The 13,178-nt window shown below is 60.4% G+C and carries 10 protein-coding genes; 2 read left to right on the top strand and 8 right to left on the bottom strand.

The window, feature by feature from the left end; all coding sequences use genetic code 11:
* Entirely contained in the window at nt 1-2,091 is a 2,091-nt protein-coding gene (gene fusA / locus VMT30_07055) for an elongation factor G (protein ID HVQ44692.1), read from the bottom strand.
* 246 nt (nt 2,092-2,337) lie between these two features.
* Between fusA and VMT30_07050 the strand changes: the two genes are divergently transcribed.
* Nucleotides 2,338-3,702, top strand: a complete 1,365-nt coding sequence (locus VMT30_07050) for a Glu/Leu/Phe/Val dehydrogenase dimerization domain-containing protein (GenBank protein HVQ44691.1) — start codon at nt 2,338-2,340, stop codon at nt 3,700-3,702.
* A 26-nt stretch (nt 3,703-3,728) separates the two neighbouring features.
* Here VMT30_07050 and murC read toward each other — a convergent pair whose 3' ends face one another.
* Together murC and VMT30_07040 are read right to left on the bottom strand one after the other, a co-directional pair.
* Nucleotides 3,729-5,144, bottom strand: a complete 1,416-nt coding sequence (gene murC / locus VMT30_07045; GenBank protein ID HVQ44690.1) for a UDP-N-acetylmuramate--L-alanine ligase — start codon at nt 5,142-5,144, stop codon at nt 3,729-3,731.
* Nucleotides 5,141-5,731, bottom strand: a complete 591-nt coding sequence (locus VMT30_07040) for an NUDIX hydrolase (protein ID HVQ44689.1) — start codon at nt 5,729-5,731, stop codon at nt 5,141-5,143. Before VMT30_07040 ends, murC begins: the two co-directional genes overlap by 4 nt.
* A 100-nt stretch (nt 5,732-5,831) precedes the next feature.
* Between VMT30_07040 and VMT30_07035 the strand changes: the two genes are divergently transcribed.
* Entirely contained in the window at nt 5,832-6,047 is a 216-nt protein-coding gene (locus VMT30_07035; protein ID HVQ44688.1) for a hypothetical protein, read from the top strand.
* Here the strand turns inward: VMT30_07035 and VMT30_07030 are convergent.
* The 5 genes from VMT30_07030 to rpoC all read right to left on the bottom strand — a co-directional run bounded on the left by VMT30_07030 (nt 6,028) and on the right by rpoC (nt 13,178).
* Entirely contained in the window at nt 6,028-7,680 is a 1,653-nt protein-coding gene (locus tag VMT30_07030) for an ABC-F family ATP-binding cassette domain-containing protein (GenBank protein ID HVQ44687.1), read from the bottom strand. The two genes, VMT30_07035 and VMT30_07030, sit on opposite strands and share 20 nt — an antisense overlap.
* Before the next feature lie 200 nt (nt 7,681-7,880).
* Entirely contained in the window at nt 7,881-8,312 is a 432-nt protein-coding gene (locus tag VMT30_07025) for a DUF296 domain-containing protein (protein ID HVQ44686.1), read from the bottom strand.
* 30 nt (nt 8,313-8,342) lie between these two features.
* Entirely contained in the window at nt 8,343-8,819 is a 477-nt protein-coding gene (gene rpsG, locus VMT30_07020; GenBank protein HVQ44685.1) for a 30S ribosomal protein S7, read from the bottom strand.
* Between the two features lie 70 nt (nt 8,820-8,889).
* Nucleotides 8,890-9,306 carry a 30S ribosomal protein S12 gene (gene rpsL / locus VMT30_07015; GenBank protein ID HVQ44684.1) on the bottom strand — a complete coding sequence of 139 codons (417 nt, stop codon included), beginning with the start codon at nt 9,304-9,306 and terminating at the stop codon, nt 8,890-8,892.
* A gap of 14 nt (nt 9,307-9,320) precedes the next feature.
* A complete protein-coding gene (rpoC, locus tag VMT30_07010; GenBank protein HVQ44683.1) occupies nt 9,321-13,178 on the bottom strand; it encodes a DNA-directed RNA polymerase subunit beta' in 3,858 nt (1,285 codons plus the stop codon).

Below are 13,178 nucleotides of genomic sequence, written 5' to 3'. Positions count from 1 at the left end.
TTAGTTGCCGGCAGCTTTGGCGGCGGCGCGCTTGCCAACAATTTCCTCGGCGACATTACGCGGAACTTCCTCGTAGTGGTCGAATTCCATAGTGTTGGAGCCGCGGCCTTGGGTCATGGAGCGCAGCGTGGTGGTATAGCCAAACATTTCGGCTAGCGGCACCTGGGCATCGATCACCTTGGCGCCGGAGCGGTCTTCCATTTTTTCAATGCGGCCGCGCTTGGAGTTGAGGTCGCCGATGACGTCGCCCATGAACTCCTCGGCTACGATGACTTCGACCTTCATGATGGGTTCGAGGATAATCGGCTCGGCCTGACGGGCGGCGGCTTGGAAGCCCATGGAGCCGGCGATTTTGAACGCCATTTCGTTGGAGTCGACTTCGTGGAACGAGCCGTCGTAGAGCCTTACTTTCACATCGACCATGGGGAAGCCGGCGACGATACCATTTTTAATGGCCTCTTTTACGCCCTCTTCGGTCGGCTTAATGAATTCGCGCGGAACGGAGCCACCCACGATGCCGTTTTCCCAGATGTAGCCTTCGCCGACTTCGGTCGGCGAGACTTCGAGCCAAACGTCACCATACATACCACGGCCACCACTTTGGCGGGCAAATTTGCCTTGGGCCTTGGCGGTTTTCTTGATGGTTTCGCGGTAGGCGACCTGCGGACGGCCGACGTTGGCCTCCACTTTGAATTCGCGCTTCATGCGGTCGACGAGAATGTCGAGGTGCAGCTCGCCCATGCCTTCGAGAATGGTTTGAGCGGTTTCTTCATCGGTGTGAACGCGGAAGGTGGGGTCTTCCTCGGCCAAACGCTGGAGGGCGTTGCCCATTTTTTCTTGGTCGGCTTTGGTTTTGGGCTCGACCGCGATGGAGATAACGGGCTCGGGGAAGGTGATGCTTTCGAGAATGACCGGCTTGTCGAGGTCGGAAATGGTGTTGCCGGTAGTGGTGTTTTTGAGGCCCACGGCGGCGGCAATTTCGCCGGCGTAGACTTCCTGGACTTCTTCGCGGGAGTTGGCGTGCATCTGGACGAGGCGGCCGACGCGCTCTTTGTCGCCGGTGGAGGCGTTGAGGATGTACGAGCCGGACTTGAGCACGCCGGAGTAGACGCGGAAGAAGGCGAGCTTGCCGATGAACGGGTCGGTGGCGATCTTGAAGGCTAGGCCAGCAAAGGGTTCCGAGTCCGAGGGTTTGCGCTCGATCTCTTCGCCGGTCTTGGGATCGGTGCCCCAAACAGAGCCGATGTCGAGCGGGGTGGGGAGGTAGTCGACGACGGCGTCGAGGAGCTTTTCGACCATCACACCGCGGCCATCGCCACCGGAGACGGCGAAGAAGCTGCCGGAAAGTACGCTCTTGCGAATGCAGGATTTAAGTTCGTCGTTGCTGAGCTCGTGACCTTCGAGGTATTTTTCCATGATGGTATCGTCGGCTTCCACGGCCGCTTCGATGAGGTGTCGGCGGTAGTTTTTGGCTTTTTCAAGCATATCTTCCGGAATTTCGCCAACGACCAGCTCGTGATCTTTGTAGTCTTTGTAGGTGTAGGCCTTCATTTCGACCAGGTCGACGATGCCGTTGATGGATTGCTCGAAACCAATGGGCAGATGGATGGCGTAGGCGCGCTTATTGAGGCGCTCGTGGATACTTTCGAGGCTTTTGTAGAAGTCGCCACCGGTCTGGTTGATCTTGTTGATGAAGCAAATGCGCGGCACGCCGTACTTGTCGGCCTGGCGCCAGACGGTCTCGGACTGGGGCTCTACGCCCATCTTGCCATCGAAGACGGTGACGGCGCCGTCGAGCACGCGCAGCGAGCGCTCCACTTCGACTGTGAAGTCGATGTGACCGGGTGTGTCGATGATGTTGATGCGCTTGCCTTTCCAGAAGCACGTGGTGGCAGCGGAGGTGATGGTGATGCCGCGCTCCTGCTCCTGCTCCATCCAGTCCATGGTGGCCTCGCCCTGGTGGACTTCGCCGATTTTGTGGGTTTTGCCGGTACGGTAAAGAATGCCTTCGGTGACGGTGGTTTTGCCGGCGTCGATGTGGGCGATAATGCCGATGTTGCGGGTGTTTTCGAGCGAGTAGTCGCGGGCCATGGGGGTGGTTAATTCCTCTTATAGTTATGTGTGCGCAAAACAAAACAGCGCAGTGCGCACTGGTTGCAATCATTGTACTGGTTGTGGCCGAATTTTTCAAGCTATCTGTGCGGGGGCGGGACCAGATACATTTGTGCGAAATGATAATATTTGAGCGCCAATGAGGCCTTTTTATTGACACTTTTTCCAGATAGGCGTAGCTTAATCTCGGCCTAACTTCCCAACGGCCTGGACCAGGAGCTTGACATGACGGCCACCGACTCGGTCACAGCAACGACGCTGGGCGAACTACTCGAACGACCCAGCACCCGCACTCACGGCTGGAGGTTCCTCAACGAAGTGCGCGCCATGCTCGTGTGCGCCCTCACGGCCCTCGGACTCACCTCGGAGCAAGCGCAGTTCGTGCTCGGACACTTCCTGGTGTACGAGTTCACCGTGACGCTCCACCGCGACAACGGCTCCGTGCAACGGTACAACGCGTTCCGTGTGTGGTGCCGCCCCGGCGCCTTCGCGGACGCCTCCGGACTCAACCGATGGGCCGTGAAGGGCGGCCTGAAGTTCGCGGCGGTGATGGACCGCTACGAGGCCGCCGCCCTGGCGATTCTCATGATGTTCAAGTGCGCCGCTCGCGGACGGCCGTTCTACGGCGCCAAGGGTGGCGTGGAGGTCGACCCGCTGACGCTCTCGCCCGCCGAAAGGCAGCGGCTGATGGCGGGCTTCGCGCTCAAGATGCACGAGCTCGGCATCGCCGGTCCGCTCAACGACGTTCCGGCGCCCGACATGGGCACCGGGGAGTGGGAGATGGATGCCTACCGGTGCGCGATCCAAGACCACTACCCCGAATACCCCTTCGCGCTGGTCACCGGCCAGCCGCTGGGACTGGGAGGATACGAGGGGCGACCCCAAAGCACCGGCCACGTGTGTGCCGTACTGCTGGACCGGTTTGCCGACTTGCTCGGCATTCCGCGCTCCAACCGGACGGCGGCCATCCAGGGTCTCGGCAAGGTCGGGTGGCATCTGGCCTATCGGCTGAACGAGCTCGGCTGGCGCATCCCCATGGTCGCCGAGGTGGATGGCGGCCGGTTCGACCCGAACGGTCTCAATGTAGAGGAGCTCCTGAGCTGGATGCGCGATCGCAACCCGCTCAGCACATTCCCCGGCGGCGAGCCCTTCGCCTCGGCTGATGTCATCGGGGCCAATACCACGGCCCTCGTGCTGGCGGCCGGCGAAATGGCCGTCAACGACGGCAACGCACACCGGGTGAACGCCCGCATCGTGGCCGAACCGTCGAACTTCGGGGTGACCTATGGCGCCGCTCAGGTTCTGGCTACCAAGCCGAATGTGGACGTGCTCTCGGGCATCCTCTGTGGGTCCGGCGGGATGGATGTGTCGGCCATGGAGCTGGAGTACAACCTCCGGCCGGCCGGCGCGACTCGCTTGGCTCCGCCAACGCAGCGGGAGGTGTTGGCGCAAGCCGAAGCGACGGCACTGGCCGATCTGAGGGGCATGTTCGAGCTATGGCGCCGCACGCCAGACCTCACGTCGACCCTCGCAGGCCCGGCCTACGGCATGGTGCGGCTCCTCGAGTCCCACAACCGCCTGGCGGCCTAGCTACACGATCACTACATCACTGCCCGTTACCGACGAAGCCCACCACCCTCGTCGGTGGCGGGCTTCGTCGTGTTGTGGGCGAGCTCTTCGGCCAGATCGTCGTAGCCGGAGACGGTGAGACAGAGGATAACGTCTCCCGGCTTGGCATCTGAGACTACCCGCGTGGCGAGCTGAGTGCGATCGGGCTCGTAGTGGGCGGGGATTTTGAGGGCGCCCGAGATGTCGCGGCCGCTCACGGTGGTCTGAGTGCCGGCTTCGCGCGCGCCTTCGATGTCGGTGATGTAGGCGATGTTGGCCTGGCCGAAAGCGCCCTGGTAGTCGCGGAGCAGGGCTTTGGTACGCGAGTAGGTGTGCGGGCGGAAAATTACCACGATGCGGCGGCCAGGAAAATGCAATTTGGCGGCCTCGATGGTGGTAGCGACTTCGGTGGGGTGGTGGGCGTAATCATCGACGACGGTGATATCGGCTTCGGCCGGGGTGATGAGGTTAAAGCGGCGGTAGGCGCCCTTGAACGAGGCGACGCCGGCCAGGATTTGATCGAAGCTCAAGCCGGCCTGGAGGGCGGCGGCCACGGCAGCGAGAGTATTGAGCGCGTTGTGCTTGCCATAGAGCGATACGGCCAGGTGGCCGAGCACCTCGCCGTCGTGCTCCACCTCGAGCTCGAGGCCTTGGGGCAAATAAGCGATGTTGCGGGCGTGGAAATCGCCGGTTTTGAAGCCGTAGGTGGCGAGCGACGCGGACGTCCCGGAGGCGATGAGCACGGTGTTTTTGGCCTCGGCACAGGCAATAACGGCGCCCGAGGAGGGTACGGCCGCCACGATTTTGGCAAACCGCGCCTCCACCGAGGCGAGATCAGGAAACAGGTCGGGGTGATCGTGCTCCACCGAGGTGAGCACGAGAATGTCGGGGTGGTAATATTCGGCCTTGGAGCGCGTATCGAGCGCCGAAGCCTGGTACTCATCGGCTTCCACCACGACGTCAGCGGCGCCGGCGAAGCGCACGCTGGTGGCAAAGTTAAACGGCTGAATGCCGATGAGGTAATCGGGCCGGCGGCCGGCCGATTCGAACAACCACGCGATGAGCGCCGTGGTGGTGGTTTTGCCGTGGGTGCCGGCCACGGCGATCACGCGGGCGCGGGCGGTGAGGTGGCCGAAGAATTCGGCGTACGATTGCACCGGAATGCCGCGTTCGCGGGCCTCAACGATCACCGGCGCGTCGGCGCTGACGTGCGCCCCGGTGACAATGACGGCCGTGACGCCCTTGAGCTGCGCCGGTTCGTACTCGGCCGCCCAGTCGAAGCCGTGCTCGTCGAGCCAGGTGCTGCCGGGGGGCACGGCGCTCGGGTCGAGGCCGGTCACTGTGTAGCCGTTGTCGCGGGCGGCCAGCGCGAGGCCGCGCATGGTGTGGCCGGCGATGCCGATGAAATAGAGGTGGCCCGTCATAGCTTCGAGTTTACCACGCCAAATTGGGGTAGTTTCGTCAAGCCATCGAGGGAGCCGGCGGTTTGGAGAATCTCGAACGGCAGGCTGCGCACGGAATCGTCTTTGGCCAGGCCCAGTACCTGCGAATAATCCATGAGACTTACCTCGATTTTCTCGCCGGCATCGAGGTGGATCGGCCCCTGCGATTCGAAATCCGTAGCCAGATACAAATACACCATCCAGTCGATTTTGGAGTGCGGCTGGGTGACCTCAATGAGGCGCCAGTTGGTGAATGTCATGCCGGTCTCTTCGAGCAGCTCGCGCTTGGCGGCGTCGAGCTCGGTTTCGGCGGGATTGTCGTGGCGGCCCCCGGGCAGGCCGTAAAAGGCCGGCCCCATGCTCGGCTGCTGCTCCTCGAGCACCACGAGTTTGTGGTCTTTGACGGCCATAATTTGAATCGTGTCGGGCCGCTTGAGCATTTCGAAGGTGGCCGTGGAGCCGTCGAACATCTCCTGCGGCCATTGGTAGACGTCATAAATTTGGCCCTGGAAGACGCGCTTGGCTTGGCTGGGGATGAGGCGGTGTTTGGCAGGTAAAATAGTTCTCATTGAGCTTATTATATCCGATTGAAATTAATATTGTATTTTCGTATTTTGTTCGGTATATTTGGCGGGCAGAGTTGGTAAACTAGGAACAAATGGGGATGATATGAAAGAACCTGCGCGTATTTTGGTTTTGTTTGAGGAAATGAACGGTAAGTTTGATGCTATTTTGGAATATGTGAAAGACATTCCAGATATGCGGCTGCGGTTGGGCAGATTGGAAGACCGGATGGATGGAGTTGAACTGGATTTAACGGTCATTAAGAGCCTGGTTAAACAAAGTTCCGCGGATATCCGCCAGCTTAAGGCGCAACTTCAATAACTTCCCCACCCACACCGCGGGTGAAATAGCTATCGTGCGAAATGTAGAGCACCGCGCCGGTATAGCGGTCGAGGGCTTTTTCGAGTTCTTCGATACTCGGAAGGTCGAGGTGGTTGGTGGGCTCGTCGAGAATGAGCAGGTTGGGACCGGCGCAGAGCATTTTGATGAGCTGGAAGCGGGCTTTTTGGCCGCCAGAGAGGCGCTCGATGGGCAGCTGCGCGTCGAGCTGGGGATCAAATAGATAGTCGGATAAAATCTGGCGGACTTTTTGGTCGCTGGCTGGCACATCTTGCTCGAGATAGGTATTCATGACGGCCTGACCGAGGGGCATACTGAGGTATTTGGCGTCAATTTCTTGCTCGTAGACGCCGATTTTGATCTTGGGATCGAGAATGATATGGCCGCCGAAAATCTGGGAGCCAAGCTTGGTGCTGCCGGCCGTCGAGAGGATGGCCTTCACGAACGTGGATTTACCGACGCCGTTGCGGCCCTTGAGCTCGATGCGCTCGCCCTGGCGGAGGTGAAGGTTGATGCCGGCAAACAAGGGTTGATCGTAGCCGAGCGAGAGGTTCTCGACGTCTACGAGCACACGCTGGCCTTCGGTGATTTCCTTGGTGTGAATGCGAATGTTTTTGGCTTTGTATTTGTCGTATTTTTCGACCATTTTGTTTTGCATGGTGTCGAGCTGCTCGGAATCAATCCAAAACGACGGCTTTACGATGCGGCTTTTGAGCTCGCTATATTGGCGCGCCAGGCGGTCTTCCATAATGCGAAACCGCACAGCACTGGGGCCGGCAGCTTTGTTTTTCTTGCGCCGAGCCTCCATCACCTGGTTGTGCAGGTTAGACAGGGTGCGCTGGTCAAATTCGTACTGCTCCATAGCGTTCATGGTGGTGCGGCCGTTTTGCTTGAGGTAGTTTTCGTAGTCGCCGTCGAAGCTGACCGTGCCTTTGTCTTTGATTTCAACGATGCGGTCGACTACGGCCAGCACATCGCGGTCGTGGGTGATGACCACCACAGCCTGCTTAGCAGCTTCGAGCCATTCGATGAAGGCCTCTTTGGCGATGTAGTCCATGTGGTTGGTGGGCTCGTCGATGAGCGCGAGGTCGGCGTCGGCCAGCGTGACCTTCACGAGTTCCACGAAGCGCTTTTGGCCGCCTGAGAGCGTGCGCATGGGGCCGTCGATGCGGGCGGCCGGCAGCTGGAAGTCTTCGAGCTCCTGGCGGGCGCGCTGCTCGATATCGTAGTAGCCCAGCTCGCCGAAGCGGCTTAACGCGTCGGAGTAGGCAGAAATCATGGCCATGTCCTCCCCCATCGTCTCCGGGTAGGCGTCAATGATGTGCTTGAGCTGCTTGTACTCGGGGAGGTTTTCGAGCACGTATTCCAGCACCGGCTGGTCGGCCACCGCGTGGTGCTCTTGGGCGGTGGAGGCAACCACCAGGCCGCGCCGGGTTTCTAGGCTGCCGGTGAAGCTCGAGTCGGTACCGTCCATGATGCCCAGCAGGGTGGTTTTTCCGATGCCGTTGCGGCCGATGAGGCCGATCTTTTCTCCCGCCTGGATGGTGAGGTCGAGGTTGGCGTAGAGCGTCTTGGCGCCGATGGTTTTGCCGATGTTTTGGAGATTGATGAGCATGAATTTCCTTATAGAGGGGGACTTCGCGCGGCCGTTACTGCTTGGGTTGTGGCCGCAGGAGTACTATTCCACCTTTTGGAATAGTTGTTGGCGTATAACTGAATTAAGGCTTTGTACGGGTATTATTCTTCAATATTGTGCGACTATTCCGTAAAATGGAGTAGTGGGTTTAGGTCGGAAATCCCATCCGGGGTAATATTTTAATGGGAGCCGAAATCCCAAACATTGAGGCCGATAGCATCGTCGAACTGTTTGCCAAAGCTGGTGGCGTACTGGTGCAGAAAGATTTCGAGCGTAGCCGAGCAGGCGCCGCTCACGAGGTGGCCGCCGTAGACCTGCATGAGCGAGTCGGACAGGGTGACGTGTACGTGGTTGAGCGGTTTACCTTCGAGTAGACCAACGTTGCCGAGCAGGCTCGTGACCTCGAAGATGCCGTCGAGGGGGCGTTCGGTGAATTGCTTGGTCTCGATGGAGTAGTAAGCTAGCTTGGGGTTTTCGATTGAGCCGATGCCGGTGAGCGAGGCGTTGGCGATGGTATGCTCGGCGCAAAATTCCTGGACGACGGTATGGATGTCGTCACCGCGCTCGAGCCGGAGGGCATAGGTGGTGTCGCTAAGGCGCGCAGACTTCATGGCCTTAAGCATAGCACTTAAGCTGGAGGCTTAGTAGCGGGCGAAGTGGGCAAAGGCCTTGTTGGCTTCGGCCATGCGGTGGGTGTCTTCGCGCTTTTTGACGGCGTCGCCGGTGTTGTTGGCGGCATTCATGAGTTCATCGGCGAGGCGCTGGTCGAAGGCTTTGCCGCTTTTGGTGCGGGCGGCGGCCAGGATCCAGGTCATGGCCAAGTGGACTTTGCGGTCGCCGCGGACTTCCATGGGGACCTGGTAGGTGGCGCCACCGATGCGCTTGGCTTTCACCTGTACGGCCGGGGCGACATTTTTGATGGCAGTATCGAAGATCTCGAGGGCGGGCTGCTTGGCTTTGGTTTCGGCGGTTTCGAGGGCATCGTATACCAGCGTCTCGGCGAGGCGCTTTTTACCGTCGCGCATCACTTTGTTGATGAGCTTGGTGACCATGACGTTGTTGTATTTGAGGTCGGCGTCGACGACGCGCTTGAAGGACTTGGTTTTCTTGCGGGGCATTGGCTTCTCTCCTTTGAGATACTACCGCTTGGTTCCGGACCAGCCGGGCGGTTGATGCTTGGATTAATAGTTAAGCGGCTTTGGGTTTCTTGGCGCCGTACTTGCTGCGGCCTTGGGCGCGCTTGGCGACACCGGCGGTGTCGAGCGCTCCGCGGATGATGTGGTAGCGCACACCCGGAAGGTCCTTCACGCGGCCGCCGCGGATGAGCACGACGGAGTGCTCTTGCAGGTTGTGGCCGATGCCGGGGATGTAGGCCGTGACTTCCATGCCGTTGGTAAGACGCACGCGGGCGATCTTACGCAAGGCCGAGTTTGGCTTCTTCGGGGTCTGGGTGGACACCTTCACACACACGCCGCGCATGAACGGCGAATTGAGGTTGTAGGTGCGGTTCTTCAGAGAGTTCTGGATGCGGCCGAGCGCAGGGGTATCCGACTTTTTCTTCGGGTCCTTACGGGGCTTGCGCAGCAATTGGTTGATGGTAGGCATAACGGTCCTAAATGTTACTCGGTTTTGGCTGGTTCGTCAATCTGGGTCTCGGCGGCTGCCGCGGCTTCGGCCTCAGGGAGGCCGGTTTCGCCCTCGCCGTCGACCCGGAATCCGGTACCAACCGGGATGAGCCGGCCGATGATCACGTTTTCCTTGAGGCCGCGGAGCTTGTCGGTCTTGCCACGGATGGCGGCGGCGATGAGCACGCGAGTGGTGTCTTGGAACGAGGCGGCCGACAGGAACGAGTCGCTCGACAGCGAAATCTTCGTGACCGGCAACAGGAGCTGGGTAAATGTAGCACCCTGCTTGCTTTCGCCTTCGAGTCGTTGGTTGTCTTCGATGACGCTCTGGCGCGGCACGATCTCGCCGGTGACGAACAGGCTGTCGCCGGGCTCCTCAACCTGCACGCGGCTGAACATCTGGCGGATGATCACCTCGATGTGCTTGTCGGACACGATCTGACCCTGGGCGGCGTAAATGGTCTGGACCTCAGAGATGATGTAACGCTGAACGGCGGTTTCACCGCTGAGCGTGAGCATTTCCTGGAGGTTGATGGAGCCTTCGGTGAGGCGCTGACCCGGAGCCACCAAGTCGCCGCTGCGGACTTCGAGGTTCTGGAACGCCGGGATGCTGTGCTCGCGCTCGGCGCCACCAGTGTGGGTGAGGTCGATGTGGTCTTTGTGGACCTTAACGGTGCCTTCGACCTTGGCCTTGAGCGGCTTCTTGCCGCCGGCGTTGGCTGCCATGACGTCGCCGGGGACGACCTTTTGGCCGCTCTTGACGCTCGCGATGCGACCGTCGAGATCGTGGGTGGTGACTTTGAGGTCGGCCGGAGCGATGCGTACGAGCTGCTTGCCGCCGGCTTGCTTTACGGTGACCACACCAGCGACATCGGCCAGGATGGCTTGAGCCTTGGGGCTGCGGGCTTCGAAGATTTCTTCGACGCGGGGCAGACCGGTGGTGATGTCTTCGCCGGCGATACCACCCTTGTGGAAGGTTTTCATGGTGAGCTGCGTGCCGGGCTCGCCGATGGACTGCGCGGCGATGACGCCGACGGGTTCGCCGAGGTCCACGATGTGGCCGCGGGCCAGATCGAGGCCGTAGCAGAGGCGGCAGATGCCCCAGCTGGTGCGGCAGCTCAGGACGCTGCGGATCATGACCTCGTCGATGCCGGCGGTCTCGATGGCGCGAGCAATGTCATCGGTGATGAGCTCACCGGACGGCGCCAGGACGGTTTTGCCGTCCTTGACCGGAGCGGCGGTGACGCGGCCGGCGAGGCGGTGGGCGAAGCTTTCGCCGATGCCGGTGGCTTCAGAGCGCAACATCTGGATGCCCGTGGTGTCGCCACAGTCGTCCTCGGTGATGATCACGTCCTGAGACACGTCGACGAGCCGGCGGGTAAGATAGCCGGATTCGGCTGTCTTGAGGGCGGTGTCGGTGAGACCCTTGCGGGCACCGTGGGTGGAGTTGAAGTACTCGAGCACCGAGAAGCCTTCTTTGTAGTTGCTCTTGATGGGCAGCTCGATGGTACGGCCCGAGGGGTCGACCACGAGTCCGAGCATACCGGCGATCTGGTTGGCCTGAGCGGTGTCACCTTCGGCGCCAGAGTCGATGAACAGCGCCGTGGAGGTTTTGCCCTCTTTGAGCTTATCGGCGACGGCCTTGGTGATCTGGTCGTTGGCGGTCTTCCAGGTGTCGACGGTGCGCTGGTAGCGCTCGTCGTCGGTGATGAGCCCCTGCGCATACTGGCTCGAGATGCTGGCGGTCTGCTTCTCGCCGGTGTCGATGATGCCGTTTTTGGCGTCGGGAATGAGGTAATCATCGAGCGACACGGATACGCCGGACTTGGTGGAGTGTTCAAAGCCGAGGTTCTTGACGTCGTCAATGACTTCGGCCGTGACGTCGCCGCCGAAGCGCACGAAGACTTCGGCCATGAGACGCTGGAGCACCTTCTTGGTCATGGTCTCGTTGCGGAATCCAAAGCCTTCGGGCAGGATTTCGTTGAATAAGATACGGCCAACGGTGGTCTCGATGAGCTTACCCTCGATCGGCACCTTGATGAGCTTCTGCAGGGTAATGTTGTCGGTCTGGTGGGCGTAGATGGCTTCGGCCGGCGTGGAGTACGCTTTGGTAGCCTTGTCGCCGGTTTCCTTGAGGAAGGTGAGGTAGTAGTTGCCGAGCACCATGTCTTTGGTGGCGTCTACCACGACTTCGCCGTCGGCCGGTTTGAGCAGGTTCTTGCTCGAGAGCATAATCTCGCGGGCTTCCTTTTGGGCGGCATCGCTCAATGGCACGTGCACGGCCATCTGGTCGCCGTCGAAGTCGGCGTTGAACGCGCGACACACGAGCGGGTGCAGCTGGATGGCCTTACCCTCGATGAGCTTGGGCTGGAAGGCCTGGATGCCGAGGCGGTGCAGCGTGGGGGCGCGGTTGAGGAGTACATGCTTGCCTTCGATGATTGACTCGAGCGTGTCCCACACCACGGTGGTGGCGCGCTCAATCATGCGGCTGGCAGATTTAACGTTGTGGGCGTGGCCTTGCTCGATGAGTGAGCCGATAACGAACGGCTTGAATAGCTCGAGCGCCATCATTTTGGGCAGACCACACTGGTAGAGCTTGAGCTGCGGGCCGGCCACGATGACCGAACGGCCCGAGTAGTCGACGCGCTTGCCGAGCAGGTTCTGGCGGAAGCGGCCTTGCTTGCCCTTGAGCATGTCCGAGAGCGACTTGAGCTTGCGGCGAGTGCCGGTGCTCGAGACGGCGCGCTCGCGGCGGGCGTTGTTGTCGATGAGGGCATCAACGGCCTCCTGGAGCATGCGCTTCTCGTTGCGGCGGATGACTTCCGGTGCGTCGAGCTCGATGAGGCGCTTGAGGCGGTTGTTGCGGTTGATGACGCGGCGGTAGAGGTCGTTGAGGTCACTGGCGGCAAACCGGCCACCGGCCAGCTGCACCATGGGGCGCAGGTCGGGCGGGATCACGGGCAGCTCAGTGGTGACCATCCACTCGGGACGGATACCGGCGGCCTTCATGCCCTCGATCATCTTGAGGCGCTTGAGGGTTTTCTTGCGTTTTTGGCCTTGTGAAGCCTCAGCTTCGGCATCGAGATCGCTCACGAGCTTGTCGGTGTCGATCTCGGCCAAGAGGGCGCGAATGGCTTCGGCGCCGATGGCGGCCCGGAAGACCTCGCCGTACTTGAGGTTGAGGTCGCGGTATTTGGCTTCGGGAAGCAGCGTGAGGCGCGCGAGGCTTTCGAGCTCGCTCTTGGCGGTGGCGCGGGAGGCATCGAGCTCGTCGAGCTCGACGTTTTGCGCCTCGGCCAGGGCCTTCACATCGGCGTCGGGTTCACCGGCGCGCTGCTCATAGGTCTTGATGATCTCGTTTTTGCGCGAGTTGAACTCGGCTTCGAGACCAGCCAGCGCCGTTTGACGGCGTTCGTTGTCGACGCTGGTGACGATGTAGCTGGCGAAGTAAACCACCCGCTCGAGGTCACGGATGCTCATGTTGAGCACGAGGCCAATTGAGCTAGGGGTGCCGCGCAGGAACCAGATGTGGGTCACGGGCACGGCGAGGCTAATGTGGCCCATGCGCTCGCGGCGCACAATGCTGCGCGTGACGCGCACACCACATTTGTCACAAACAACGTCCTTGTAGCGAATGCGCTTGTATTTACCGCAGTAACATTCCCAGTCTTTGGTAGGACCGAAAATTTTCTCGCAGAAGAGACCGTCTTTTTCGGGCTTCTGGGTGCGGTAATTGATTGTTTCGGGTTTGGTAACTTCACCGTGAGACCACTGCAGGATCATCTCGGGGGAAGCAAGGGAGAGCTTCACGCCGTCGAAGTCGGTGGAGGTTTGATTTTCAAATTGTTCCAT

The organism is Candidatus Saccharimonadia bacterium, assembly GCA_035544015.1.
In the GTDB taxonomy this organism is placed as follows: Bacteria; Patescibacteriota; Saccharimonadia; order UBA4664; family UBA4664; genus UBA5169.
The sequence above is the reverse complement of the archived record's forward strand: the minus strand, read 5'-3'. Positions and strand labels throughout refer to the sequence as shown.